Raw genomic sequence first — 25,638 nt, 5'->3', positions numbered from 1 at the left:
GGGGGATCTTCATGAGCACTGAGTTGTTAGATGCTTTGCTCGTATTAGAATCAGAAAAAGGTATTAGCAAAGATATTATTATTGATGCGATTGAAGCAGCTTTAATCTCTGCTTATAAACGCAATTTTAACCAAGCACAAAACGTTCGTGTTAGCTTTAACCCAGAGGTGGGAACAATTCAAGTTTTAGCACGTAAAGACGTTGTTGATAATGTGTTTGATCCACGTCTTGAAATTTCTGTAGAAGAAGCAAGACATATCAATCCAAACTATCAAGATGGTGATGTACTTGAAATTGAAGTAACACCAAAAGATTTTGGACGTATTGCAGCACAAACTGCAAAACAAGTTGTGACACAACGTGTACGTGAAGCAGAACGAGGTGTCATTTATTCAGAATTTAGTGACCGTGAAGAAGATATTATGGTTGGTATTGTACAACGTCAAGATGCGCGTTTTATTTATGTAAGCTTAGGAAAAGTAGAAGCACTACTACCAGTAAGTGAGCAAATGCCAAACGAACAATACAAACCACATGATCGCATTCGCGTGTTCATCACAAAAGTAGAAAAAACGACAAAAGGACCACAAATTTACGTATCACGTACACATCCAGGTCTTTTAAAACGTTTATTTGAAATTGAAGTGCCAGAGATTTATGATGGAACGGTAGAGATTCGTTCTGTTGCACGCGAAGCAGGAGACCGCTCCAAAATTTCTGTATATGCAGAGAATATTGATGTTGATCCAGTAGGTTCTTGCGTAGGTCCAAAAGGACAACGTGTACAACGCATCGTAGATGAACTAAAAGGTGAAAAAATTGATATTGTTCGCTGGTCAAATGATCCAGTTGAATATGTAGCAAATGCTTTAAGTCCATCACAAGTTGTAAAAGTACTTGTGAATGAAGAGGAAAAAGCAACAACTGTTGTTGTTCCAGACCACCAACTTTCATTAGCAATTGGTAAACGCGGGCAAAATGCACGTCTTGCAGCGAAATTAACGGGCTGGAAAATTGATATTAAAAGCGAGTCTGATGCGAAGCAACTTGGCATTGTAACAGAAGAAGACAACATGATTGCATTCGATTCAGTTGAAGACGAAATCGAATAGAGGTGATGATTGTGAGCAATCGAAAAGTTCCGTTACGAAAATGTATTGCAACACAAGAAATGAAATCCAAACGCGAGCTCGTTCGCATTGTTCGTTCCAAAGAGGGCGAAGTGTCCATTGATTTAACTGGAAAGAAATCAGGACGTGGTGCATATTTGTCGAAAGACAAGGAATGCATCATCCAAGCGCAGAAGAAAAACATTTTGGAACATCATCTAAAAGCGAAAGTCGACAGTTCCCTTTATGAAGAGCTTCTCGAGCTTGTTGAGAAGGAGTCGAAATAAGTGTCCGATTGGAAATCGTTTTTAGGACTAGCAAACCGTGCTCGAAAAATAATTTCGGGTGAAGAACTCGTTTTAAAGGAAGTACGAAGTGGCAAAGCAAAGCTTGTATTGCTTTCTGAAGATGCGTCAGCGAACACTACAAAGCGCATTACAGATAAAACCACGTACTACAACATACCAATGAGAAAAGTCGAAAATCGACAACAATTAGGGCATGCGATTGGGAGAGACGAGCGAGTCGTTGTAGCTGTGTTAGATGAGGGCTTTGCGAAAAAGCTGCGTAGCATGCTCGATACAACTTACCGGGGGTGAAGGTATGAGTAAAATTCGAGTGTATGAATATGCAAAGAAACACAATATCTCAAGTAAAGATATTATTACAAAACTAAAAGAAATGAATATCGAGGTTTCGAATCATATGACAATGTTAGACGATGAAGTAGTAAACAAATTAGATAATCAATATAATACTGGAGCAGAAAAACCTTCTGTTGCAGATGAGTTTGAAGTAGAAGAAAAAGTTGTTCGCAGTAAAAAGAACAGCAATAAGAAGAAGAAAAAAGGCAAAGGAAATGAAGACAAACGTCAAGAAAACTTTGCTGGAAGACAACAAACACAAGTTGTAGAAACACCAGATAAAATTACTTTCTCTGGCACTCTTACAGTAAGTGAACTTGCAAAAAAACTAGGGAAAGAGCCATCTGAACTTATTAAAAAGCTCTTCATGCTAGGTATTATGGCGACAATTAACCAAGATTTAGACAAAGACACAATTGAGTTACTTGCGAGTGATTACGGTATTGAGGTAGAAGAAGAAGTAATTGTAAGTGAAACTGAGTTTGAAACATTCATCGATGAGCAAGACGATGAAGAAAACTTAAAAGAGCGTCCAGCTGTTGTTACAATTATGGGACACGTTGACCATGGTAAAACAACATTACTTGATTCTATCCGTAATTCAAAAGTAACTGCTGGCGAAGCTGGTGGAATTACTCAGCATATTGGTGCATACCAAGTTGAAGTAAATGATAAGAAAATTACGTTCTTAGATACACCTGGTCACGCAGCATTTACAACAATGCGTGCTCGTGGTGCACAAGTAACAGATATTACAATTCTTGTTGTTGCAGCAGATGATGGTGTTATGCCACAAACTGTTGAAGCGATTAACCACGCAAAAGCAGCAGGAGTACCAATTATCGTTGCTGTGAATAAAATGGATAAACCATCTGCAAATCCAGATCGTGTAATGCAAGAATTAACAGAATACGAATTAGTTCCAGAAGCTTGGGGCGGTGACACAATCTTCGTACCAATCGCAGCAATTAAAGGTGAAGGAATTGACAACTTATTAGAAATGATTCTTCTTGTAAGTGAAGTGGAAGAATATAAAGCAAATCCAAACCGTTATGCAACTGGTACTGTAATTGAAGCACAGCTTGATAAAGGTAAAGGAACAATTGCAACATTACTTGTACAAAATGGTACACTTCGAGTGGGGGATCCAATTGTTGTTGGAACATCATTCGGACGTGTTCGTGCAATGGTAAGTGATATTGGTCGTCGTGTGAAAGTTGCTGGTCCATCTACTCCTGTTGAGATTACAGGTTTAAATGAAGTACCACAAGCGGGCGATCGTTTTATGGCATTTGCTGATGAGAAGAAAGCGCGTCAAATTGGTGAATCACGTGCACAACAAGCATTGCTTGCACAGCGCGGTGAAAAATCTAAATTAAGCCTAGAAGATTTATTCCAACAAATCCAAGAAGGCGATGTGAAAGAAATTAACCTAATTGTGAAAGCAGACGTACAAGGTTCTGTAGAAGCAATGGCAGCATCACTTCGTAAAATTGATGTTGAAGGTGTAAAAGTAAAAATCATTCATACAGGCGTAGGGGCAATTACAGAATCTGATATTATTTTAGCTTCTGCATCTAATGCAATTGTAATCGGATTTAACGTACGCCCTGATGTAAATGCGAAGCGTACAGCTGAGCTAGAAAATGTTGATATTCGCTTACACCGTATTATTTACAAAGTAATCGAAGAGATTGAAGCAGCAATGCAAGGTATGCTTGATCCTGAGTTTGAAGAAAAAGTAATTGGTCAAGCGGAAGTTCGTCAAACGTTCAAAGTAACAAAAGTTGGAACAATCGCAGGTTGTTACGTAACAGATGGTAAAATCACACGTGATAGCGGCGTGCGTATCATCCGTGATGGTGTAGTAATTTACGAAGGACAACTTGATACGTTAAAGCGTTTCAAAGACGACGTAAAAGAAGTTGCACAAAACTATGAGTGTGGTATTACAATTGAAAGATACAATGATCTTAAAGAAGGAGACATCATTGAGGCGTACATTATGGAAGAAGTGAAGCGATGATTATCGCTTCACTCTCATTCGAGTGTATGATTTATGATGTACATTCTTTAAAAGAGAAACGAGCAATTTTACAGCGTGTGCTAACTCGTGTGAAACAACGTTATAATGTAGCTGTTTCCGAAGTAGGACATCAAGATGTATGGCAACGTACAGAAATTGCAATTGTTTCCGTATCCTCAAATCGTGTTGTCTGCGAAAAAGAAATGAATCGTGTACTTGAGTACATCGATTCATTTCCTGAAATTGAACGTACGATAACACAATTGGAATGGTATTGAATGAGGTGAATAGTTATGAAATTACGTGCAAACCGTGTGGGCGAGCAAATGAAAAAAGAATTAGGCGACATCATTAGTCGTAAAATTAAAGACCCACGTGTTGGATTTGTTACAGTAACAGATGTACAAGTGAGTGGAGATTTACAAATTGCCAAAGTATATATTTCTGTTTTAGGAGACGAAGAACAGAAAGAGAATACATTAAAGGGCTTAGCGAAGGCAAAAGGCTTTATTCGTTCAGAAATTGGCCAACGTATTCGTCTTCGTAAAACACCAGAGATTTCTTTTGAATTTGATGAATCTATCGGATATGGTCATCGAATTGATACACTTTTACATGAAATTAATAAAGACGGTAAACGTGAAGAATAATGGATAGACATTTGTCTATCCATTTTTTCAATGGAAAGTAAGTTTTGCATACAAGTGAGTGTTTAAAAGGAAGGATAAAGGGAGCTGAGCATTTCTAGGCAAAGAAGACGGAGTGTAGCTGGAACTTACACGAGGACTGATGACAAAATGAAAAATAGCGATTGCTATTTATACCTGATTTTTTGAACATCTCCTACAAAAGTATAACGATGAGGTGAACATATGGAAGGCGTATTATTATTACATAAACCAAAAGGAATGACATCACACGATTGTGTATTTAAGTTAAGAAAGATATTGCGTGAAAAAAGAATTGGCCATACAGGAACATTAGACCCAGATGTAACCGGAGTATTACCAATTTGTGTAGGGCGTGCAACAAAGATTGCGCAATTTTTAACAAGTGAAACAAAAACATATGAAGGTGAAGTTACACTAGGGTTTTCGACAACGACTGAAGATGCTTCTGGTGAAGTAGTGGAAAAGCAGGGTGTAAATCGCGTAATTACACGTGCGGAAGTGGAATCTGTATTAGCAGAATTAACGGGTACAATTGAGCAAGTACCTCCCATGTATTCAGCTGTAAAAGTAAACGGAAAGAAACTATATGAATATGCAAGAGCAGGACAGGAAGTTGAACGCCCAGTTCGTACAATAACAATCCACGAATTTGTGTTACTTGATAATCGTGAGGTATTTGAAGGAGAGAATATTTCATTCCGTTTCCGAGTTACATGTAGCAAAGGAACGTATGTGAGAACACTAGCTGTTATGATCGGTGAAAAACTAGGATTCCCAGCACATATGTCACACCTTGTGCGAACAGCTTCAGGAGAATTTCTGCTGGAAGATTGCATATCATTTGAAGAAATTGAAGAAAACATGCAAAATGGAACAGTAGAGTCTATTTTTATCTCAATTGATGAAGCGTTAAGTAAATTTCCGAAAATGATTGTAGATGAAAAACAAGCAGAAAAGATAAAAAATGGTATGTTTTTAAAGAACGAACTGCAAGTGACAGCGCCGTTTATTACAGTATTTGATAAGAACGAACATTGCTTAGCCATTTATGAACATCATCCAAAACACCCTGGTATGTTAAAACCAATGAAAGTACTTGTGAATAATCAGGAACTAAAGCTATAATGAATTATTGGAAGGATTATTACAGAAAAAGGTGAATTCAAGCGTGAAACTCATTCATTTAACTCATCCACATGAACAAAATAAAATAGAATTACCACCTACTGTAATGGCATTAGGATTTTTTGATGGCATTCATTTAGGACATCAACGTGTGATTCGGACAGCAAAAAAAATAGCGGATGAAAGAGGATGTAAAAGTGCTGTCATAACGTTCCATCCACATCCATCTGTTGTGTTAGGGAAAAAGGAAGCGCATGTAGAGTATATTACACCACCGTGTATTAAAGAAAAAGTAATTGCAAGTTTAGGAATTGATATATTATATGTGGTGAAATTCGATGAATCATTTGCTGGATTACTGCCACAACAGTTTGTAGATGAATATATTATTGGGCTAAATGTAAAGCATGTAGTAGCAGGCTTTGATTATTCATATGGACGTTTAGGAAAAGGGACGATGGAGACTTTACCATTTCATGCAAGAGGGGAGTTTACACAGACCGTGATTGAAAAAGTTGAATTTCAAGAAGAAAAAGTAAGTTCCACAGCATTACGAAAATTAATTCGAAATGGAGAGATGGAACAAATTCCATCTATTTTAGGTAGGGCTTATACAGTAGAAGGAACGGTTGTTCACGGGGATAAACGTGGACGTCAAATTGGTTTTCCGACAGCTAATGTAGCTTTAAGTGAGGAATATCTTTTGCCGCCTGTTGGTGTGTATGCAGTAAGATTAAAAGTTCATGATGAGTGGCATGATGGCGTATGTAATATCGGTTATAAACCAACTTTTAAAGAAGATGAGCGCAAACTGTCTATTGAAGTGCATCTATTCCATTTCAATAAGGATATATATGATCAGGTTGTTACTGTTGAGTGGCATATGCGTATTCGAGAAGAGAAAAAGTTTAATGGCATTGATGAATTAGTTGCTCAAATTGCAAAAGACAAAAAAACAGCACAAGAATATTTTAGCGCGGCAAAGAATATACTTGCTTTTTCAAATGAAAAGTAGTATTCTATGTTATGTACTTTATGACAACCATTGCTTGGCATTGCGACTCACCGACGCTTGCTAGGTAATTGGGGGTTTAATTATTAGGAGGTGAAATAGGATGGCTTTAACACAAGAGCGTAAAAATGAAATCATTGCACAATTTAGAACTCATGAGACTGATACTGGTTCTCCAGAGGTTCAAATTGCTGTCCTAACAGAGCAAATTAACACTCTAAATGAGCACTTACGTACTCACAAGAAAGATCATCATTCACGTCGTGGTCTATTAAAGATGGTTGGTAAACGTCGTAACTTACTTACTTACCTTCGTAATAGCGATATCACACGCTACCGTGAATTAATCACAAAGCTTGGCTTACGTCGATAGTCAAAGAAGCGGGAATATTCCCGCTTTTTTGTTAGGTAAAAATATATCTTCTACTCTTATAGCTTACTTAAATTTCGGTAATACTAGAGGAAGAATATTGTGATATATTATCCATTTACATAGAAGAATTGAATATTTTAAATTGAGAGGGGTACTTAAATGAGTCAAGAAAAGCAAGTCTTCTCGATAGATTTAGCTGGTCGTCAGCTAACAATTGAAACAGGCCAGCTTGCAAAACAAGCAAACGGGGCAGTGTTAGTAAGATATGGCGACACAGCAGTTCTATCTACAGCAACTGCATCAAAAGAGCCAAAAAATGTAGATTTCTTCCCACTTACAGTAAACTATGAAGAACGTTTATATGCAGTCGGAAAAATCCCAGGCGGCTTTATTAAACGTGAAGGTCGTCCAAGTGAAAAAGCAATTTTAGCAAGTCGCTTAATTGACCGACCAATTCGTCCACTTTTCGCAGACGGATTCCGTAATGAAGTGCAAGTTGTCAGCATCGTTATGAGTGTTGACCAAGATTGTTCTTCTGAGATGGCAGCTATGCTTGGTTCTTCATTAGCGTTATCGATTTCAGATATTCCATTTGAAGGCCCAATTGCTGGTGCAACAGTTGGTCGTATCGACGGCGAATTCGTTATTAACCCAACAGTAGAACAACAGGAGCAAAGTGATATTCACCTTGTTGTAGCTGGGACAAAAGATGCAATCAACATGGTAGAAGCAGGTGCAGATCAAGTACCTGAAGAAACAATGTTAGAAGCAATTATGTTCGGTCATGAAGAAATTAAACGTCTAATTGCTTTCCAAGAAGAGATTGTACAAGCTGTTGGAAAAGAAAAGACAGAAGTGCAGCTATATGAAGTTGATGCTGATCTTGATCAAGCTATTCGTGAAATGGCAGAGAAAGATATGCATGCTGCAATTCAAGTACATGAAAAACACGCGCGTGAAGATGCGATTAATGAAGTGAAAAAACGTGTAATTGAGCATTACGAAGCGCAAGAAGTTGATGCTGAAACATTAGGACAAGTAAATGAGATTTTATATAAAATTGTAAAAGAAGAAGTACGTCGTCTTATTACAGTTGAAAAAATTCGCCCAGATGGACGTAAAGGTGATGAAATTCGTCCTTTATCATCAGAGGTAGGTATTTTATCTCGTACGCACGGTTCTGGTTTATTCACACGAGGACAAACACAAGCACTAAGTATTTGTACATTAGGTGCATTAGGTGATGTGCAAATTTTAGATGGCCTTGGTGTAGAAGAATCAAAACGCTTTATGCACCATTACAATTTCCCATCATTTAGTGTTGGTGAAACAAGACCAATGCGTGGACCAGGTCGTCGTGAAATCGGCCATGGTGCATTAGGTGAGCGTGCACTTGAACCAGTTATTCCATCTGAACAAGACTTCCCGTACACAGTTCGTCTTGTATCAGAAGTATTAGAGTCGAACGGTTCTACTTCACAAGCAAGTATTTGCGGTAGTACATTAGCGATGATGGATGCAGGTGTTCCACTGAAAGCGCCAGTTGCTGGTATCGCAATGGGTCTAGTGAAGTCTGGTGAGCACTACACAATTTTAACTGATATCCAAGGTATGGAAGATCACTTAGGTGATATGGACTTTAAAGTAGCAGGTACAGCACAAGGAGTAACTGCATTACAAATGGACATTAAAATTGATGGTTTATCTCGTGAAATTTTAGAAGAAGCATTGCAACAAGCGAAAGTTGGTCGCATGCACATTCTAGATCATATGTTATCTGCTATTGCTGAGCCTCGTAAAGAGCTATCTGAATATGCTCCGAAGATCATTACAATGACAATTAATCCGGACAAAATCCGTGATGTTATTGGGCCAAGTGGCAAACAAATTAACAAGATTATTGAAGAAACTGGCGTGAAAATTGATATCGAGCAAGATGGTACAGTCTTTATTTCATCTATTGATCAAGAGATGAATGAAAAGGCGAAGAAAATCATCGAAGATATCGTTCGTGAAGTACAGGTAGGCGAGGTTTACTTAGGAAAAGTAAAACGCGTTGAAAAATTCGGTGCTTTCGTTGGATTATTCAGTGGTAAAGATGGTCTTGTTCATATTTCTGAGCTTGCACTTGAACGTGTAGGTAAAGTAGAAGACGTTGTGAAAGTCGGTGACGAGATTTCAGTAAAAGTTATCGAGATTGACAAACAAGGTCGTGTAAACTTGTCTAGAAAAGTATTGCTAAAAGAAGAGCAAGAAAAAGAAGCAGCAAAAGAAGAAGCTACAAAACAAGAAAATACACAAGAACAAAATTAAGTAAAAAAGCCAGGATTTCTGGCTTTTTTTTGTTAAATAAAATATATTTGATGCATAGATTTTTATTGATGAAAAGGTATAGTTTTTATGATAACGCTCAAATTAACAAGGATAATAAGAAAATGGATTTTTCTTATTCGTATAGTTAATGGGAGGGTTTGTATGAGAACTCGTATAGTTATATTCATATCTGTATTCATTCTTTGTATAGGTTTATGCTCATATTCAGCGCTAGCAAATGATGATCTTTATGAAGAAATTCAGAAACAAGCGAAACAATATTCAATTGCCGCGCAAAATGCGATAATTGATAAGATTTGGAAAGCTACGCCAGGGTATAATGGTAAAGAGGTTGATATTGAAGCGTCATATAATAACATGAAGAAAATAGGAAAATTTGATGAGAAGCATTTTGTATATCGGGAAGTTTCACCAAGCGTGCATTTAGAAGATTTATCACCTTCTCCTATTTATCGTGGTCATCCACATAAAAAAATGGTAGGATTAACGATAAATGTGGCGTGGGGAAATGAGTATCTTCCACGTATATTAGAAACATTGAAAAAGCACGATGTAAAGGCAACGTTTTTTTTAGAAGGACGCTGGGTAAAAGAAAATTTAAGATTTGCAAAAATGATCGTAGATGCAAAGCAAGAAGTAGGAAATCATTCTTATACGCATCCAGATATGAAAACGCTGTCTAAAATTCAGATACTAGAACAATTACAAAAGACAAATCAAATTATTGAGGCAGCTACAAATCAAAAAGTACGATGGTTTGCACCACCAAGTGGAAGTTTCCGTGATGAAGTTGTAGAGGTGGCGGATGGATTAAAGATGGGGACTATTATGTGGACAGTTGATACAATCGATTGGAAACGCCCAGAGCCTGAAGTGATTCTCCAGCGTGTGATGGGGAAAGTGCACCCGGGTGCAATTGTATTGATGCATCCGACATCTCCAACAGCTGAGGCGCTAGATACGATGATTTCGCAGTTGAAAAAACAAGGGTATAAAGTAGGCAATGTTACAGAATTATTAGATGAAAAACGCATTGATTAAATACATTTGCATGACATTCATGTTCAAACTTGTTATCATTAAATAATAGCAATAATTTAGAGAAACTGGCATTAGGAGGAAAGTTTTTGATTAAAAAATATACTTGTAAAAATGGTGTAAGAATCGTTATGGAGAATATACCAACTGTTCGTTCTGTTGCAATTGGTATATGGATTCATGCAGGTTCAAGAAATGAAAATGAAAAGAACAATGGAGTTTCGCACTTTTTAGAGCACATGTTTTTTAAGGGGACAGAGACGCGTAGTGCGAGAGAAATTGCAGAGTCATTTGATAGCATTGGTGGTCAAGTGAATGCATTTACTTCAAAAGAATACACGTGCTACTATGCAAAGGTACTTGATGAGCATGCAAAGTATGCGCTTGATGTATTAGCTGATATGTTCTTTAACTCCACATTTGATGAAGAAGAATTGAAAAAAGAGAAGAATGTTGTATTTGAAGAAATTAAAATGTACGAGGACACACCAGATGATATCGTACATGACATGTTAACGAAAGCGACATATGAAACGCATCCGCTTGGATACCCAATTTTAGGTACAGAAGAAACGCTTGAAACATTTACAGGTGATACACTGCGTCAATATATAAAAGATCATTATACACCTGAAAATGTTGTAGTTTCGATTGCTGGAAATATTGATGAAACATTTGTCCAAACAGTGGAACAATATTTTGGTAACTACGAAGGAACAACAAATCGTGAACAAGTACATAGCCCGATTTTTCATTTTAATAAAGTGGCCCGCAAAAAGGAAACAGAACAAGCTCATTTATGTTTAGGATTCAAAGGCTTGCAAATGGGTCATGATGATATTTATAACTTAATTGTATTAAATAATGTATTAGGTGGTAGCATGAGTAGCCGTCTGTTCCAAGAAGTACGTGAACAACGTGGTTTAGCATATTCAGTGTTCTCTTATCATTCTTCTTATGAAGATACTGGAATGCTAACACTTTATGGTGGTACAGGAAGTCAACAGTTAGATACGCTGTATGATACGATGCAAGAAACGTTAGAAACATTAAAGAATACTGGTATTACAGATAAAGAACTTGTGAATAGTAAAGAGCAGCTTAAAGGAAATCTGATGTTAAGTTTAGAAAGTACGAATAGTCGTATGAGCCGTAATGGTAAAAATGAATTACTTCTTAGAAAGCATCGTTCTCTTGATGAAATTATTGAGAGTGTAAATAGTGTTACGAAATCAGATGTAGATTTACTGATTCGCAATATGTTTACAAATGAATTTTCTGCAGCGCTTATTAGCCCGAATGGAGAGCTTCCAAAAGGAATGAAATAAGGAAAAAAACCGTATCTCTTACGAAGAGATGCGTTTTTTTTATGTATTAAGCTTTTATAACGAGTTTTTGAGTGGTAGAGAGAGGAGTTCATTTTTTTGGTATTTTTTAGAGACATGTAGAATACGTACTTATTATAGGATAGATTTAAGGATATTGCATGGAAGATGTTTGTAAAGGAGAGGGGCATATGCGTTTAAGTGAATTAAGTGGAAAAGAAATTGTGGACTTAGAGCGGGCAGAAAAAATGGGGGTTTTAGGTCACGCTGATTTAGAAATTAATGAAAAGGACGGTAAGATCCAAGCTCTCATCATACCAGTTGGAAAATGGGGTGGATTTAAAAGGGAGCAGCAGGAGGTACGTGTAGAATGGAATCGTATTAAAAAGGTCGGCCATGATATGATTATTTTTGACCTTGCAAACCACTCAGGCTCATAGTGAAAGATAACCATTTCGGTTGTCTTTTTTTATTTTATTCTCCTATTTGCGGACAGTAATACTTCACCTCAAAACTCAGTAAAAACATAGGAATTAGGTGGGAGATAAACGGTCTGTAAAAGCCTGATTAGTGAGGGCAAAAGTCTCCTTCAAACTGATTAAAGTTTCACTATATGCTTAGAAATATTGGATGCTTTTGTTTTTCAATCACCTCTAACTCGTACGGCACATATGATGTGGAGGAAAAAGAAAAAGTAGGCACTTTTCTTATAAATGAAAGAAAAAGAAGGTGAAGTAGGGAATGTTGACTGAGATGCACATTGCTGTCATAGGAGGAGATGCAAGGCAGCTAGAAGTGATTCGTAAGTTGGTTGAACTTGATGCGAAACTTTCATTAGTAGGATTTGATCAACTGGATCATGGTTTTACAGGGGCAGCAAAAGAGAGTATGCAAAATCTAGATTTCACTTCTTTAGATGCAATTATTTTGCCGGTAGCAGGAACAAATGCAAAAGGAGAAGTAGATACTATTTTTTCAAATGAAAAAGTTGCACTTACGAAAGAACAGATTGAAAAAACACCAGCAAACTTTACTATATATTCAGGAATTGGTACACCGTATTTAGAAAGTATTGTGTCTACCACAAATCGAAAACTTGTGAAACTATTCGATCGTGACGATGTGGCGATCTACAATTCTATTCCAACGGTAGAAGGAACATTAATGATGGTTATTCAACATACAGATTATACAATTCACGGTTCGAATGTAATAGTTTTAGGATTTGGTAGAACAGGAATGAGTGTAGCGAGAGCTTTTCAATCATTAGGAGCTCATGTCAAAGTAGGAGCACGACGTTCAGAACATATCGCTCGTATTTCGGAAATGATGTTCTCTCCTTTTTATATGCAGGATATTGAGAAAGAAGTAAGTGATGTTGATATTGTCATTAATACGATTCCACACCTCGTTGTAACGGCTAGTGTTATTTCGCGGATGCCAGCTCATACATTGATCATTGATTTGGCTTCTAAGCCTGGTGGTACGGATTTTCGTTATGCAGAGAAGCGGGGGATAAAAGCCTTGTTGGCACCCGGTCTTCCAGGGATTGTTGCCCCAAAAACAGCAGGACAAATTTTAGCGAATGTTCTTTCTCAGTTATTAACAGCAGATATGATTGCAAAGGAGGAGAATGGAAAATGAGTTTAAAAGGGAAACGAATTGGGTTTGGATTTACAGGATCACATTGTACGTATGCGGAAGTCGTGCCGCAGTTAGAGAAACTAATTGCAGAAGGAGCGGAAGTGCTGCCGGTTGTTTCATATACTGTACAAACAACAAATACTAGATTTGGTGAAGGAGCAGAGTGGATTGAAAGAATTGAGGAGATAACAGGAAATAAGGTTATTAATTCTATTGTAGGGGCAGAACCACTAGGCCCCAAAATCCCATTAGATTGTATGGTGATTGCTCCATTAACAGGAAATTCAATGAGTAAATTTGCCAATGCAATGACAGATTCTCCTGTATTAATGGCAGCAAAGGCGACGCTTCGGAATGGGAAACCAGTTGTATTAGCTGTTTCGACAAATGATGCACTTGGTCTAAATGGTGTAAACCTAATTACACCAATATGGTGACGACAAAAAGCAAACGCTTATTTGTCGCCATCTTTAGGGAGCTTAGGATAAAGAACAAGTTCGAAATCATCGAGTCTTTGCCACTTTTCCTTCTTATAAACAGCCTTTTCTAAAACCGACTTTAGGAGGCTGTTTTTCTTTTTCGGATCATCTGTTTTGAAGTACAGATCAAGAACGTGCTCGACTTGAGGAATTGTATCTTTCTTTACTTTTTCCTTTTTGATTTCTGTTTTAATTTCTTTTTTGAGATTTTCCATCGTTTCAGTAATTTCATTAATACGATCAGAAACAATATTAGAACGTTCTAAAAACATATCGACAGTATAAACACCACGCTCTAATAAATCATGCAAATTATTTTTTTGTTTTTGGACATCCACTAACTCTTTTTCAAGTTTTCGTAATGCAGCCTCGTTCATTTGGATAACTTGTGTTTCTTTCAACTTATCATCTTGCTTATGTTTTTCAAAATCAGCTTTATAATTGATATACCATTCTTTTAGAGCATCGAGTAAACGTTTTTCGATCAATTCTGTATAACTAGACTTATTTTCACAACCACGATGTTTACAATCCATTGTATGTTTTCGATTTTTGGGATATCGTTGTACCATGCTGTATCCACATTTTCCGCATCTGATAATCCCAGCTAGGGGGTTCTTTAATCCATTCGTATTATAAGGAACGTGATACCTCGTATTTAATTTCTCTTGTGCTTTTTCGAATAGGCTTTCTGGAATAATCGGATCATGTTTTCCATCCGCAATAATCCATTCTGACTTATCTTGTCTAGTGCAACTACGTTTCGTTGCATCCGGACGTTTCACTTCTTTTCTTTTTTGCCATGTTACTTTTCCAATGTAGACGTGATTTTTTAACATATCTAATATACTGTATGGATTCCAATCGTTGCCTAACTTACTTTTGTAACCAAGTTCATTTAGTTTTCGCATAATCGCAGTTGCGCCCATATCCTCATTGGCATACCATTCAAATATCATTCTTACAACAGAAGCTTCTTCTGAATTAATCGTTAGTGTACGTTCACGCTTATTTAGACGGTGGATATCATATCCGTATGGCGCATGGGTACCGAGGTAATTGCCAGCCTCTACACTTGCAATACGGCCGCGTTGCATACGGCGTGTAATAATCTTTAATTCTTTACGTGCCATAAACGCTTCAAATTCGCTGTATTCTTCGTCCCATTCGTCATTAAGGTCATAAGTCTTCCTAGGTGTCATAATCTTCGTATTCGAGCGTTTAAACGTTTCTAAAATGATTCCTTGCTCTTTCATACCGCCACGACCTAATCGGTCCATATCCATGCAAAGAACAACATCATATTTGTTGTCTTCAATTTCTTCAAGTAGCGCTAGCATTTCAGGACGTTTTACTAAGCTTTCACCAGAAACAATTTCCTCTCGGACAGCTAAAACATTTAAGTTTTTTTCCTTAGCAATTTTTAGTAGGGTAGAGCGGTGCTTTGCTAAAGTTTCCCCTTCACCGCGTGCTTCAGCTTCGAGATCGGCACGAGATTTACGTAAGTAGATTGCTGTTTTCATAGCAGAACCTCCTATAATTAGTATTAATTATATGAAAAGTAAGTAACATAAATTATAAAAATTCAATGTAGTTAATGTAGTTAATGTAGTTAAGTAGAAGTTATAGTTCTTATTATGTAATTAGGCATATTTGTGAAAAAACATTTTGCAAATGACTAGCCAGCAGCTGATTTTCATAATGTAACAAGCGTTGCTCCGCAGTATGAAATGAAACATTGAAAGTTTTTGCAATGAGGTATATCGATTCTTTTCTTGTTTCGGGGAGGTCTAGTGTCCTTATCATAAAAGTAGGAATACAAAAATGTAGCTTGAAATTGTTTGCTTTTGCTTCTTGATAGTCTAAAAATAATTTCGGTATGTATAGCTGATTTCCTACATGGAATAGAACATGGCAAAGCTCATGCCCAAAGTCCTCCCATTGTTGATAAGCCATGTTTCGATTATCAATAATAATACTAGGCAAGTTATTTCTACAAATAGCACGGCTTCCAAATGGAGCAAAATGTAACCAAATATTTAGTTTTTGGGAAATTGTTATCATATCAATTTGTTCGGGAGTAAAGATAGACAAAGAATGATACAATTTTTCAATATAGTCTTCGATTTGTGTTGTGTAGTAAGGCTGTGTTTTATGCACATCATTCACTCCATTGTCAAAAATACAAACGTAAGTTCTGGTTTTACTGTAAAAAGAAAAGCCCGTTAAGCGGGCTTAAAATATAATTCTAAGTATCTAAGGTGATTTCTCCATATTTACTATGAATCTCTTTTATGCCATTTTGATAACTTGTTTCATCAATAATTTTTCTTTCATGTAGATTTTTTAAGGAAAGAAATAGTCTGTCGTGATAAGGAAGTTTTATATTTTCGTCGCTATAATCATCTTCAATTTCATCAACTATGTTTTGATATTTGCGCTTTAACATCGTATAAAAATTATTTTCTGTTAAGCTTTCGAGTTCATTGATATTAAAACCAATAATAATTCTCTTTTCAGATAAGGCTAATTTTCTTCTTTTTCCTTCTGCAAAGTGCCACAAAGATTTTCCTTTGCTAAAAGATCGATATGAAGAGAATATTCCTAGTTTTGAGTATTTAGATCTAAGTAATTCATTCAAATCTGCAACTTCGCGTACTGATATTGATTTATTATGGTTTTTTGACTCTCCAACAAGTGTTAAGCCAATATTATGGTGAATAAATGTTGGGGTCATTCCATCAATAAATTCTATAATATGATCAATTTGATTATCGCCTCGTTGTACATTGTCATAGACGCGTATGTGTTTAAATCTTTTATATATGTAAGTCATTAATATTTCTAAGGTTTGTCCTTTTTCTTGTTTAGTCCCGTTATGGAACGCTTCGCGTACATTTTGGATTAACTGTAGAAAATCTTCTTTTTCATTACTTGATATAGGTCGCCAAATATTATCATCTGGAGAATGATCGACATAAAAATTATAACTTATTGTATCAGCCATGACCTTCACCCTCAATTGAAAGTATTTTTTTTATGAATGCTACTCTCACATCTGTTGTTTTTAATGTAGCTTCACAATCTGGGCATTTATCTTCTTGTTTTTTTATAAATTCAATGAGTTGTTCATCTGTTTTAAATTCAAAGCTATGAATAAGGTCTAAATCTTCATTTGTACAGTTAATTATAAAACTTACATCAATCAGATCTCTATTCTTTAATTCCATTAATAAGGTGATAGTTGTTTCTTTTGGTATGCGTGAAGTTCTCGATATGTACTTTGGAGAAATATGTTCCCCATCTTTTAAAATAGTTAATAAATCACTAACTATTTTCAATTTCTCCTGAGGTATTGCTAATTTCTTGCTTGTATTTATATTCATTAAACTTACATAAAACATTATCAACAACCTCCTTTTCAGTAGTAGAAGTTGTAATTCTTTTAAGCGAATAATAGTTATCCTCTTTGGAAACCTTATAAGGATAATTCTTCTCATCTTTTGTGTATATAATACCTACTTTTGAAGTATCAGCATTTTGTGACATTACTCTTATGATTTCTCTACATTCGATTAAACTTAATGGTTTTCCTTTAGAGTTAGCATTAAATGTTGTGACACCTTTATCAGTATTGTGTTGACATACCCTAAAAGGTGTTTGTTTAGGTATCATTCTATATGAATCAATTAATTCGTCTTCATAAATTAACTGTAATGCTTTTTTAATCCTCAGTTCACTTGAAGGAGTTGAAAAGCTAGGTTCTTTACTTAGAAATAACTTCATTAAATCATTTAGCATATTATTGTTAAAATCATTCATCTTCTTTTCAATTAAAGGGTTATTATGGAAGAAATATTCTTCTACAATATCGCACATAGCATCTACAATCCATTCAGGATCCTTATAATTAAAAGGAAAGAAATTCTTTCTAAAATGATTCATGAAAACAGGGATAAAAACATCCATGTCTTGTTTTCGAGTTGTACCCATAATCGAATACAAGTGTTGAGTTGGATGAAGAGAGAGTACTACATGCTTAAGGTTTGTGTCAACTAATATATATGCAAAGAATAGTTCTTTCTTCATATTAGGAATAATTTGATTGATTTTGTCATTTTTATTTTGGATATATGAAGGTGCTACAAATGTATACAATAGTTGATGTTCTTCAATAATATCAAGGTTTACTAATTTAACATCTGTTAGTTCCCTCCAATTTATATTGTAAATTTTTACTAAAGAATCTTTTGATTTCTTATACAATTCCACTAAATTTTTAGTGTTGAAGCTTTGAAGATTTTCAGGTTCAAAAATAAATAGTGTATTGTTTCCTTCTAAATGAAGTTGAGGTAGCCAATTAATAAAATACGAAAAATCAATTTGCTCCATCATTAAATCATGTATAACATTTTCGTGAAATTGCGATAAACATCCTCCAGGTTTAACATTGAATTGTTCTTTTAACTTATTGAGGTGGTGTCTGGTTGTTTTTTCTAAAATAAATAGTAGATTTTGGATTTGTTCTTCATTTAAATCCTTATAGTGTATTTGCTGTTCCATCTGTTTACCTCCTGTTAATAAAAAAGTTTGATGAAAGTTGAAACATTTCAATACAGATCTGTTATTTTGAAAATGGAAATAACATTTTTCTAAAATCTAATAATATAGGAACAATTAACCATTAATTGACCAAATAAATACACGCAATTTAGCGTGTATTTATTATGTTTCTTATTTAATTAGCCTTGTTTATCCCCAGGTTTACGATCTTTTTCTTTATCTTTAATAAATTCCCAAAACTGTCTAAGCTCTTCCTGTTTTTCAGGAGAAGCATCTTTTATATCTTTAAACCAAAGGCCAAGTTCAGGATCGTTAAGTGTTTTTTCTAAATTATGATCTATCTTGTTTTCTTTTGGAAGGATGGATTCTTCATTAAGAAGAAAATCTACAGAAACACCAAAAAAGTTTGCAATCTCAAGTAAACGTGACTTTCTTGGTAAACGATCGTCACTATTTTCATAATGTGTGATAGAAGAGCGAGGGATATTTAGTTTAACTGCTAATTCTTCTTGCGAAAGTCCTTTAGATTCCCTGAGTTCTCTTAATTTTGTAGAAAATGACAAATTTATCCCTCCTTTATAAATAAGATTTTAACATGATATGTTCGTGAAAAAAACAGTGCGAAAAACGCACGAAAATGTTGAGATGTTCGTTTTTAGAACATATTATGTACTTATGAGGTTCGAAAAACGCACTATATGGTGGTGAAAAATTGAATAAGATTACTAACTTAAGAAAAGAAAAAGGAATAACTCAAGAAGAGTTAGCCATAAAAATCGGAATAACAAGAGCATACTTATCAAATCTAGAAAATGGAAAGCATAAACCATCTTTAGATGTAGCTTTAAAAATTGCCGAAGTATTAGATAGTACTGTAGAAAAAATTTTTAAATGTAATGTGCGAAAAACGAACATATAAACTGATTAGAAAGAAGGTGAAAAAATGTCAGTAGTTCAAATGGCAGTACCAACAGATCAGCAGCATACAAATATAGAAAGCACTTCAAGAGGTGACACCATGAGCCAACAAGAAGAATATGCAGCGTCTTATGAATTTGGAAAAACAAAAGTCTACGTTGTGGCTCCTGAACCGAAACCACAAAAGGAAATTGATAAAATCCTTCAAGCATATTATAAGGCTGGTTGGGCCATCATCGAAGAAATGCAAACAAAAGAAAATATCGAGGATTAGTTCCTCTCTTTTTACATAAAAAATAGACAGGTCATGCATGTACTAAATATTTTAATACCTTAACAACTTAATATGGAGGCGAACAAACATGGGAACAAGCATATATTGTAATTCATCAATTGGTGATTTGTTACAAAATGCGAGAGAGTGTTGTGAAAATGCTGAGTTGAAAACAAAAAAAGGATTAGCAAAGTATCTTGGTATTACATATGAACGCTTACTACGTATTGAATCTGGTCAATCCAAACCGGAATTTGAACTGGCGATGGATTGGTGTGATGCAACAGGAGCAAATCTAAATAAGCAAGCAATTAAACATATTTATGGTGTCGGTTTACCGCCTACGGATCCACGTTTAACACAAGATGTAAATTTACAATTGATGAATTACATCAAGCAAGCTGAGGAAGGAATAGCTGCAGCAAAGGAAATTATGAATTTGCAAGTTACAACGCGGTCATGGCAGTTGAGTGAACAGAAGAAACATGAGTATGCAGTTCATGCGAAAGAGATATTCGATATGATCCAAGCGACTCAATGTGTAGTACAAGCCTTAACACAAGTTCATTCCGACATTATGGATCAAATACAAAGAAGTTGGTTACAAAAAGCGATGTCAGAAAACGTCATTATCCATTCAGTAGACAGTTTAATAAATATAACAAAAGTGTTGTAAGGGAGGTAATACATATGACAGTAGATTATAAAAATCCAAACTTAAATGATTACAAGAATTTAATTCGTTACGATGCAAAGTTAAACGGTGAAATAACAATAGCAAAAACGTTCGGTGATAATAGAAAATTTGAGGAGTTAAATCAAGAGAAGAAGTTAGTGGGTATTCGTATCAAAATTATTGAAGCATCTTTCACTTTAAAACATAAATGGGCAAAAGAAAAAGCTACCGCCTAGGAAACAGTAGCTCGCAATAAATTCAACAAAGCAATTATAACATTGTATAAATCATTTGGACAAGCACTGTGCTTGTCGTTACAACCAGAAAGGGATTGTTCCTCCCCATACCTCTACTATGCTCCTTTCTGGTTGTAACGATGCGTACAGCATCAACTCAAATAGAAAGGAGATGTAATTCATGACACATAAATACGATCGTCTTCATGATCTAGTTCTTCCAGGAGATTTTTCATTTGCTAATAAACTTCATAACTGTATGGTTGCATGTATTCATAGCATGTTTAATGCAGAATCAACTGAAGAATCAAATCGCTGGGAAGAAGAACTGGAGCGATGTATGAAAGAATTTAAAATGCTTCGTGATACAAAAGAAGAACATGAGGCATCGATGAGTTATCGTGTAGTGATTAAAGATTTAAGAGCAAGAGGAGTTAACGCCTCATTAGTAAGACGTAGAAAATAAAAAATCTATCACTTAGCAGAGTGATAGATAAATGGTTTTGCAAAAGATCTTAGGATTAATTATATCAAATTAGCATTCGTATAACAATGGAGTGTGTTGCATGCTTTTAGACAAATCATTACATAGGGTGTTACTGAACCCTAAGGTATTTCAGCGAGCGACCTCAGAGCAACACCTAATTTACTTAATAAAACAATATCTCAAAACAGGATACAAGAATTATCGCTTATTACGTGTAGAGGACGGATTCGCGATATGTAAACAGGAGGATGAATAAGATGGCAGTTTATAGACCAGTACATGTTTCATTTTGGCAGGACTCATTTGTTTTAGATCTTACACCGGAGGAAAAGTATTTCTATTTATATTTAATGACAAACAGTAAGACGTCTCAATCAGGAATCTATGAGCTTCCACTTCGTATTATTGAAACCGATACAGGATATAACCGTGAAACTGTTATGAAGCTATTAGAACGTTTTGCTGAGTACGGAAAAATTAATTACAACCAAAAAACAAAAGAGTTGTTCTTAATAAACTGGTTAAAATTTAATCCAATTAAAAATGTAAACATTGAAAAGTGCGTTTTAAAAGAGATTCAATCTGTGAAGGACCAGGATTTTTTAGTTGACTTCTATGAAACTTGTTTGCAATTAGAAAAAGAGCAAGATTTTAAAATTCCTCGTATTAAGGGGTATTTATCAGTCCGTTTGGAGGGGCTTATAAGGGGCTTCCAAGACCCTAGCAAGGAAGAAGAAAAAGAAGAAGAAAAAGAACAACAACAAGAAGAACGCACAGGCGTGGAAGAAGTTGTTGAGGTTAATCCAATTTCTTTTTACGAGCAAAACTTTGGATTCATGACACCTTTTATCGCAGATGGTATTCACGCTTGGATAGATGATTTAAATGCAGAGCTAGTTGTAAAAGCTATGGAGATTGCTTTAGAGAAAAATACGAGAAACATGTCTTACGTAAATACGATTTTACGAGATTGGCATCTTAAAGGATTGAAAACAGTAGCAGATGTTGAGGCTGCTAATCAAGCTTTTCGTGCTAAACAAACAGTACAAGCGAAACAACAGCCAGCACAACAACCTGTCACTATGTCTGAATCTACTAAGCAAGTATTACAGCAACAAGAATCATGGCAGAAAAACATTCCTACAGATGAGGAACTTGCAGCACTTAATCAACAGAATGGATGGATGCAATAATGAGTAACGACATCATTCGTAATGTAGAGGCAGAACAGAGCGTTTTAGGGAGCATCATTGTTGAAGGAGATTTGATTAAAGATTGTCAGTTGAAGTCAAATCAATTTTCTCTTCCAACGCATCAAGTCATTTTTAAAGCAATGAAGGAGCTTGATGATGCTGAAAGTCCTATAGATCTTGTGACTGTAGTTGAAAAATTAGATAGTTTTATACACCAAATTGGTGGCATTCAGTTTTTGGTTAATTTAGCTGAGGGCGTTTCAACAACAAAAAACTTTTCATATCACGAGGGTCTTGTGATAGAAGCGTGGAAAATGAGGCACGCTCAAGAGGTTGCTGGCAATTTATATAAATGCCTTCAAAAAGACAAAGATATTAGTGTAATCAGCACTACCATCGATGAACTAAGCGCAATTGAGGAAACGGGTTACTCAAATGAGTTTGATCTAAAAGGAACGCTTGTAGAGCTATATAAAAAAATGCAAATCGATGTTGGTGATTTAACAGGTATAAACACTGGATACAACGACTTGAATCGAATGACTTCTGGATTACAGGCAGGAGACTTAATCATTGTCGGCGCACGTCCGGCAATGGGGAAAACAGCATTTGTATTAAATGTTGCTTATCATGCAGCGAGCTCAGATACATCCGTTGGAATCTTTTCGTTAGAGATGGGAGAAGAACAATTGCTCAAGCGAATGATTTCTAGCACTGGCAACGTTGATGCAACAAAAATGAAAAACCCTAAAAAGCTTTGCAATATCAAGGACTGGGAGAAAATTAGCCAAGCAATGGGGCTGATTAACAATCTACCACTGGAAATATACGATAAGGCAAACGTCACAATGCAAGAAATTTATGCAAAGACTAGAAAGTTAAAACGTAAATATCCAGATAAAAAAGTATTAATAGCGATTGATTATTTACAGCTTATTGTTGGTGATCCAAAGCATAGAGGAAATCGCATGCAAGAGATTGGTGAGATTAGTCGTAAGTTGAAATTGATGGCCAGGGAATTAGATGTATGTGTAGTTGCTTTATCACAGCTAAGTCGTGCCGTTGAGAGCAGACAAGATAAACGTCCCTTGTTATCTGATTTACGCGAGACTGGGCAAATTGAGCAAGATGCTGATTTGATTGCATTCTTATATCGAGAAGATTACTACGATGCAGAAACAGCGAACAAAAACATAACTGAAATTATTTTAGCAAAACAAAGAAATGGCCCTGTCGGTACAGTTGAGCTTGCGTTCATTAAAGAGTTTAGCAAATTCATTAATTTAGAGAGAAAACACGATGACCAACAGGAGGCACGGTGATGTTATTACGACAAGAAGTTGAACGACGAAAATTGCTCATTATTCGTAAATTACTCGGTTTAGGGTTATCTGAAGTAAATAGACAAACATTAGACCAATTAACATTAACACAACTTGAAGGGATTTTAAAAACAGGCTTGCAGATATTGGAGGGAAAGAGCAATGCCAAAGCAGTTAACAATATTTGATGTTGAACCGGTGGTGGCGTTTGATTCTAAGAAGGCACATATTCATCTAGTTAATTCAAAATTACGCTTTGCTGATGTAGTCGTTAAAATACCGCGACAAGTAAAAGCGATTGATGAATTAAAACCAACAACAGCACCTGATGATCGTTACGAACTATTTGAAGATTATACGATTGGGATTTGGCGATACAAAAGAGCGGAGGGCAAACAGTTTGATTGGGAAGATGCAGAGAAGCTTTGTAAGAAAGCAAGAGATAATAAAGAGCCAATTCCAATACGGCTCCATTTATCACTTGAACAAGAATTTATTCCAGATAATGTTGTGCAATATTTATAGACAAATAAAAAAGCCGAGATTGCTCCCGACATAATTATTCGACAAAGTAATTATAACACATATGGGAGTGGTTTCGGTGGCAATTATCAAGGAAAATATTGCGGAAATGAAGGCTGAAATTTCTTTAGTAGAAAATATGATTTATGTCGTAAAAGATGGACAAATTCATCCGATAGAGCCGCCAACAAGTGGTCATGGTGAACAGTCCTTTATATATAAAAGCGGAAAAGTAACTCGTATGGATGAACGTGAAAGTCAATTATTTTAATACAATTTGAATTTTGTAGAAAAAGGAGAATGAGAGATGAAATAAGACCGCCTCATTTAAGAGAACGGTCATACAAAAAACATTTGCTGGAGGTCGCTACGAATAGCTAACAATGTCTTCTTTAGTTATTTTGGACAAGAATTTTGACGTCTATACATATAAAACGGCAGGCAACTGTTCAAGTTGCCCGCTACGTCTTTAGGATACCAAAGCACGTTTTGAATGGGTGAAGCCATCAAGTCGGCTTTCCGATAGTATATGTAAAACATAAAAAAGTATTCAAAAAGGAGAATGGATATGGATGACGAGGTAAAAAAATTAGTAGAAAAGACAAAGGAGCTTTTTCCAAAGTCTTTTGTAAACAGTGGTAACGAATTAATATTTGAACCTCAAAATAACCTTTACTTTAGATTAGAAGATGTAGAAAGTGAACTGGATTTTAAATGTAAGTTATTTGCCTGGCTATCAAGACCTATTAGTAAAGGATTGAGTGAATATTGGTCTAGAAAAGTCTTAAGAAGCTTTAATAGATTATTAGGGACAAACTTCACCAAACAAGAAATGAGATTGGTCTACACTTATTTAGGAAACGGTGTAAACAAATCATTGTGTGTGGAATTCGTCAAAGCTAATTATGATTTATCATTACTGAATCCTGAAAATAAAAGAGCAGCTAGCAAAAGCTAACTGCTTGGCTCCAAAGAATCTCCAAGGGGGTGGAGAAAGGTTAGGGATTATAAATGAGTTCTGGCTATCGCCTATCTACAGTATTGACGGAGTATTTAGATTTATTAACTGAAGAACAATAAAAAAGCTAGGATTTCTCCCAGCGAGTCATAGGGTATTCGTGCATAGACGAATTACTTATATTATATCGTAATAACTAACTTGGTGAGTTTTTAAGTTGGTTAAGTTTTTTACAAGATAATTACAATTGTAAATTGAAGGTTAAGGAAGGTTTTAACAAAATAGTTATTTGGGAGAATTGTGATTATTCAAATGTGTTTCAGCCATTCCAGCGCCAATAATAGCACCAATAATTAATGCGCAAGCAATTAAAATACCTAAAATAATTAACATAGCAAAAGTAATTTTTTTCGCTGTATCTCCTTTCGGGGCAAGAATAGCTAAAACAATTGAGATAGGTATTAAATAAATTAAGTAATTGTTTGTATGCCCAGATAATGAAGCAAAAAACACGATTGAAGTTAAAAACATTGAAATAAAACCAAAGTATTCTCTCATTTTGTTATCCTTTCTCGAAAAATGAATTATACAGATTATACCATGAGGGAATTGAATTAGAGTAATTTTCAAACAAAAACGCTATTTTAATAAAAAAAGAGCTTGTGACAGAAAACAAGCTCTTTCTAAGGGAAATAACATAATTGAGATT

General features: G+C 35.5%; 31 protein-coding genes and 2 pseudogenes. 27 read left to right on the top strand and 6 right to left on the bottom strand.

The features are described from left to right. The first annotated feature begins 11 nt into the window (after positions 1–11). The 15 genes and pseudogenes from nusA to dpaB all read left to right on the top strand — a co-directional run. Positions 12–1,112: a transcription termination factor NusA gene (gene nusA / locus J4P91_RS03355; RefSeq protein WP_017151264.1), complete on the top strand. Its 1,101-nt coding sequence runs from the start codon at positions 12–14 to the stop codon at positions 1,110–1,112. Positions 1,113–1,123: 11 nt separating this feature from the next. Further along, a complete protein-coding gene (gene rnpM / locus J4P91_RS03350; protein ID WP_017151265.1) occupies positions 1,124–1,396 on the top strand; it encodes an RNase P modulator RnpM in 273 nt (90 codons plus the stop codon). Continuing rightward, positions 1,397–1,708, top strand: a complete 312-nt coding sequence (locus J4P91_RS03345; protein ID WP_017151266.1) for a YlxQ family RNA-binding protein — start codon at positions 1,397–1,399, stop codon at positions 1,706–1,708. Positions 1,709–1,712: 4 nt separating this feature from the next. Continuing rightward, positions 1,713–3,779 carry a translation initiation factor IF-2 gene (gene infB, locus J4P91_RS03340; RefSeq protein ID WP_207992963.1) on the top strand — a complete coding sequence of 689 codons (2,067 nt, stop codon included), beginning with the start codon at positions 1,713–1,715 and terminating at the stop codon, positions 3,777–3,779. After that, on the top strand, positions 3,776–4,057 hold the full coding sequence (locus J4P91_RS03335) for a DUF503 domain-containing protein (protein ID WP_017151268.1): 282 nt from the start codon (positions 3,776–3,778) through the stop codon (positions 4,055–4,057). Before infB ends, J4P91_RS03335 begins: the two co-directional genes overlap by 4 nt. 15 nt (positions 4,058–4,072) lie before the next feature. Further along, entirely contained in the window at positions 4,073–4,429 is a 357-nt protein-coding gene (gene rbfA / locus J4P91_RS03330; protein WP_017151269.1) for a 30S ribosome-binding factor RbfA, read from the top strand. 222 nt (positions 4,430–4,651) lie between these two features. Further along, positions 4,652–5,575, top strand: coding sequence for a tRNA pseudouridine(55) synthase TruB (gene truB / locus J4P91_RS03325; protein ID WP_207992962.1), 924 nt, complete (start codon positions 4,652–4,654; stop codon positions 5,573–5,575). Between the two features lie 43 nt (positions 5,576–5,618). Next, entirely contained in the window at positions 5,619–6,590 is a 972-nt protein-coding gene (gene ribF, locus J4P91_RS03320; RefSeq protein WP_017151271.1) for a bifunctional riboflavin kinase/FAD synthetase, read from the top strand. Between the two features lie 100 nt (positions 6,591–6,690). Next, positions 6,691–6,960, top strand: coding sequence for a 30S ribosomal protein S15 (gene rpsO / locus J4P91_RS03315; RefSeq protein ID WP_001229392.1), 270 nt, complete (start codon positions 6,691–6,693; stop codon positions 6,958–6,960). A gap of 159 nt (positions 6,961–7,119) precedes the next feature. Next, positions 7,120–9,273 carry a polyribonucleotide nucleotidyltransferase gene (pnp, locus tag J4P91_RS03310; RefSeq protein ID WP_207992961.1) on the top strand — a complete coding sequence of 718 codons (2,154 nt, stop codon included), beginning with the start codon at positions 7,120–7,122 and terminating at the stop codon, positions 9,271–9,273. Between the two features lie 162 nt (positions 9,274–9,435). Continuing rightward, a complete protein-coding gene (locus J4P91_RS03305) occupies positions 9,436–10,335 on the top strand; it encodes a polysaccharide deacetylase family protein (protein ID WP_207992960.1) in 900 nt (299 codons plus the stop codon). Positions 10,336–10,421: 86 nt separating this feature from the next. Beyond that, entirely contained in the window at positions 10,422–11,660 is a 1,239-nt protein-coding gene (locus J4P91_RS03300) for a M16 family metallopeptidase (RefSeq protein ID WP_017151274.1), read from the top strand. 188 nt (positions 11,661–11,848) lie between these two features. Then, positions 11,849–12,097 (top strand): YlmC/YmxH family sporulation protein, encoded by a 249-nt coding sequence (locus J4P91_RS03295; RefSeq protein WP_207992959.1) that lies wholly within the window; start codon positions 11,849–11,851, stop codon positions 12,095–12,097. Between the two features lie 301 nt (positions 12,098–12,398). Beyond that, on the top strand, positions 12,399–13,301 hold the full coding sequence (gene dpaA, locus J4P91_RS03290; RefSeq protein WP_017151276.1) for a dipicolinic acid synthetase subunit A: 903 nt from the start codon (positions 12,399–12,401) through the stop codon (positions 13,299–13,301). Then, positions 13,298–13,723: pseudogene (gene dpaB / locus J4P91_RS03285) on the top strand (dipicolinate synthase subunit B); the annotation flags it as partial. The gene dpaA and the pseudogene dpaB, both read left to right, overlap by 4 nt. Before the next feature lie 32 nt (positions 13,724–13,755). Here the strand turns inward: dpaB and J4P91_RS03280 are convergent. From J4P91_RS03280 to J4P91_RS03255, 6 genes are all read right to left on the bottom strand, one after another. After that, the gene (locus J4P91_RS03280; RefSeq protein WP_207992958.1) at positions 13,756–15,303 is read right to left on the bottom strand and encodes a recombinase family protein; all 1,548 of its coding nucleotides are present in this window, start codon (positions 15,301–15,303) and stop codon (positions 13,756–13,758) included. 112 nt (positions 15,304–15,415) lie between these two features. Beyond that, positions 15,416–15,940, bottom strand: a complete 525-nt coding sequence (locus J4P91_RS03275) for an ImmA/IrrE family metallo-endopeptidase (RefSeq protein ID WP_207992957.1) — start codon at positions 15,938–15,940, stop codon at positions 15,416–15,418. A gap of 88 nt (positions 15,941–16,028) precedes the next feature. Then, on the bottom strand, positions 16,029–16,787 hold the full coding sequence (locus J4P91_RS03270; protein ID WP_207992956.1) for a hypothetical protein: 759 nt from the start codon (positions 16,785–16,787) through the stop codon (positions 16,029–16,031). Next, the gene (locus J4P91_RS03265) at positions 16,780–17,121 is read right to left on the bottom strand and encodes a hypothetical protein (RefSeq protein WP_207992955.1); all 342 of its coding nucleotides are present in this window, start codon (positions 17,119–17,121) and stop codon (positions 16,780–16,782) included. The genes J4P91_RS03270 and J4P91_RS03265 overlap by 8 nt, the downstream gene beginning before the upstream one ends. Next, on the bottom strand, positions 17,108–18,343 hold the full coding sequence (locus J4P91_RS03260) for a hypothetical protein (protein ID WP_207992954.1): 1,236 nt from the start codon (positions 18,341–18,343) through the stop codon (positions 17,108–17,110). Before J4P91_RS03260 ends, J4P91_RS03265 begins: the two co-directional genes overlap by 14 nt. A gap of 179 nt (positions 18,344–18,522) precedes the next feature. Continuing rightward, positions 18,523–18,906, bottom strand: a complete 384-nt coding sequence (locus J4P91_RS03255; protein ID WP_207992953.1) for a helix-turn-helix domain-containing protein — start codon at positions 18,904–18,906, stop codon at positions 18,523–18,525. Positions 18,907–19,055: 149 nt separating this feature from the next. Between J4P91_RS03255 and J4P91_RS03250 the strand changes: the two genes are divergently transcribed. The 12 genes and pseudogenes from J4P91_RS03250 to J4P91_RS29665 all read left to right on the top strand — a co-directional run bounded on the left by J4P91_RS03250 (position 19,056) and on the right by J4P91_RS29665 (position 25,512). Further along, a complete protein-coding gene (locus J4P91_RS03250; protein ID WP_207992952.1) occupies positions 19,056–19,262 on the top strand; it encodes a helix-turn-helix transcriptional regulator in 207 nt (68 codons plus the stop codon). Positions 19,263–19,286: 24 nt separating this feature from the next. Next, positions 19,287–19,535 carry a hypothetical protein gene (locus J4P91_RS03245; protein WP_207992951.1) on the top strand — a complete coding sequence of 83 codons (249 nt, stop codon included), beginning with the start codon at positions 19,287–19,289 and terminating at the stop codon, positions 19,533–19,535. 88 nt (positions 19,536–19,623) lie between these two features. Beyond that, positions 19,624–20,211 (top strand): helix-turn-helix domain-containing protein, encoded by a 588-nt coding sequence (locus J4P91_RS03240; RefSeq protein ID WP_207992950.1) that lies wholly within the window; start codon positions 19,624–19,626, stop codon positions 20,209–20,211. 14 nt (positions 20,212–20,225) lie between these two features. Then, positions 20,226–20,447, top strand: a complete 222-nt coding sequence (locus J4P91_RS03235) for an RNA polymerase subunit sigma (RefSeq protein WP_207992949.1) — start codon at positions 20,226–20,228, stop codon at positions 20,445–20,447. 181 nt (positions 20,448–20,628) lie between these two features. Next, complete coding sequence (locus J4P91_RS03230) at positions 20,629–20,913, top strand: hypothetical protein (RefSeq protein ID WP_207992948.1); 285 nt, start codon at positions 20,629–20,631, stop codon at positions 20,911–20,913. Positions 20,914–21,191: 278 nt separating this feature from the next. Continuing rightward, positions 21,192–22,127: a DnaD domain-containing protein gene (locus J4P91_RS03225; RefSeq protein ID WP_207992947.1), complete on the top strand. Its 936-nt coding sequence runs from the start codon at positions 21,192–21,194 to the stop codon at positions 22,125–22,127. After that, positions 22,127–23,449 carry a replicative DNA helicase gene (dnaB, locus tag J4P91_RS03220; protein WP_207992946.1) on the top strand — a complete coding sequence of 441 codons (1,323 nt, stop codon included), beginning with the start codon at positions 22,127–22,129 and terminating at the stop codon, positions 23,447–23,449. Before J4P91_RS03225 ends, dnaB begins: the two co-directional genes overlap by 1 nt. Then, a complete protein-coding gene (locus tag J4P91_RS03215; RefSeq protein WP_207992945.1) occupies positions 23,449–23,637 on the top strand; it encodes a hypothetical protein in 189 nt (62 codons plus the stop codon). Before dnaB ends, J4P91_RS03215 begins: the two co-directional genes overlap by 1 nt. Further along, entirely contained in the window at positions 23,612–23,974 is a 363-nt protein-coding gene (locus J4P91_RS03210; RefSeq protein WP_207992944.1) for a cell division protein SepF, read from the top strand. The genes J4P91_RS03215 and J4P91_RS03210 overlap by 26 nt, the downstream gene beginning before the upstream one ends. 76 nt (positions 23,975–24,050) lie before the next feature. Then, the gene (locus J4P91_RS03205) at positions 24,051–24,242 is read left to right on the top strand and encodes a DUF3954 domain-containing protein (protein WP_207992943.1); all 192 of its coding nucleotides are present in this window, start codon (positions 24,051–24,053) and stop codon (positions 24,240–24,242) included. 297 nt (positions 24,243–24,539) lie between these two features. After that, a complete protein-coding gene (locus J4P91_RS03200; protein ID WP_207992942.1) occupies positions 24,540–24,929 on the top strand; it encodes a hypothetical protein in 390 nt (129 codons plus the stop codon). Between the two features lie 352 nt (positions 24,930–25,281). Beyond that, a pseudogene (locus J4P91_RS29665) lies at positions 25,282–25,512 on the top strand (hypothetical protein). The last annotated feature ends 126 nt before the right edge of the window (positions 25,513–25,638 follow it).

Origin of the sequence: Bacillus sp. XF8 (genome assembly GCF_017498755.1) — a bacterium.
Classification (GTDB): Bacteria; Bacillota; Bacilli; order Bacillales; family Bacillaceae_G; genus Bacillus_A; species Bacillus_A bingmayongensis.
The sequence above is the reverse complement of the archived record's forward strand: the minus strand, read 5'-3'. Positions and strand labels throughout refer to the sequence as shown.

Excerpts from the sequence above, each read along its gene's own strand:
- J4P91_RS03260 (WP_207992954.1), bottom strand. The coding sequence starts at position 18,343 with ATGGAACAGCAAATACACTATAAGGATTTAAATGAAGAACAAATCCAA.
- dnaB (WP_207992946.1), top strand. The coding sequence starts at position 22,127 with ATGAGTAACGACATCATTCGTAATGTAGAGGCAGAACAGAGCGTTTTA.
- J4P91_RS03270 (WP_207992956.1), bottom strand. The coding sequence starts at position 16,787 with ATGGCTGATACAATAAGTTATAATTTTTATGTCGATCATTCTCCAGAT.
- J4P91_RS03215 (WP_207992945.1), top strand. The coding sequence starts at position 23,449 with ATGTTATTACGACAAGAAGTTGAACGACGAAAATTGCTCATTATTCGT.
- pnp (WP_207992961.1), top strand. The coding sequence starts at position 7,120 with ATGAGTCAAGAAAAGCAAGTCTTCTCGATAGATTTAGCTGGTCGTCAG.
- J4P91_RS03240 (WP_207992950.1), top strand. The coding sequence starts at position 19,624 with ATGGGAACAAGCATATATTGTAATTCATCAATTGGTGATTTGTTACAA.
- J4P91_RS03235 (WP_207992949.1), top strand. The coding sequence starts at position 20,226 with ATGACAGTAGATTATAAAAATCCAAACTTAAATGATTACAAGAATTTA.
- J4P91_RS03280 (WP_207992958.1), bottom strand. The coding sequence starts at position 15,303 with ATGAAAACAGCAATCTACTTACGTAAATCTCGTGCCGATCTCGAAGCT.
- J4P91_RS03210 (WP_207992944.1), top strand. The coding sequence starts at position 23,612 with ATGCCAAAGCAGTTAACAATATTTGATGTTGAACCGGTGGTGGCGTTT.
- J4P91_RS03335 (WP_017151268.1), top strand. The coding sequence starts at position 3,776 with ATGATTATCGCTTCACTCTCATTCGAGTGTATGATTTATGATGTACAT.
- dpaA (WP_017151276.1), top strand. The coding sequence starts at position 12,399 with ATGTTGACTGAGATGCACATTGCTGTCATAGGAGGAGATGCAAGGCAG.
- infB (WP_207992963.1), top strand. The coding sequence starts at position 1,713 with ATGAGTAAAATTCGAGTGTATGAATATGCAAAGAAACACAATATCTCA.
- J4P91_RS03295 (WP_207992959.1), top strand. The coding sequence starts at position 11,849 with ATGCGTTTAAGTGAATTAAGTGGAAAAGAAATTGTGGACTTAGAGCGG.
- J4P91_RS03225 (WP_207992947.1), top strand. The coding sequence starts at position 21,192 with ATGGCAGTTTATAGACCAGTACATGTTTCATTTTGGCAGGACTCATTT.
- nusA (WP_017151264.1), top strand. The coding sequence starts at position 12 with ATGAGCACTGAGTTGTTAGATGCTTTGCTCGTATTAGAATCAGAAAAA.
- rbfA (WP_017151269.1), top strand. The coding sequence starts at position 4,073 with ATGAAATTACGTGCAAACCGTGTGGGCGAGCAAATGAAAAAAGAATTA.
- rpsO (WP_001229392.1), top strand. The coding sequence starts at position 6,691 with ATGGCTTTAACACAAGAGCGTAAAAATGAAATCATTGCACAATTTAGA.
- truB (WP_207992962.1), top strand. The coding sequence starts at position 4,652 with ATGGAAGGCGTATTATTATTACATAAACCAAAAGGAATGACATCACAC.
- J4P91_RS03305 (WP_207992960.1), top strand. The coding sequence starts at position 9,436 with ATGAGAACTCGTATAGTTATATTCATATCTGTATTCATTCTTTGTATA.
- J4P91_RS03200 (WP_207992942.1), top strand. The coding sequence starts at position 24,540 with ATGGATGACGAGGTAAAAAAATTAGTAGAAAAGACAAAGGAGCTTTTT.
- J4P91_RS03245 (WP_207992951.1), top strand. The coding sequence starts at position 19,287 with ATGTCAGTAGTTCAAATGGCAGTACCAACAGATCAGCAGCATACAAAT.
- J4P91_RS03230 (WP_207992948.1), top strand. The coding sequence starts at position 20,629 with ATGACACATAAATACGATCGTCTTCATGATCTAGTTCTTCCAGGAGAT.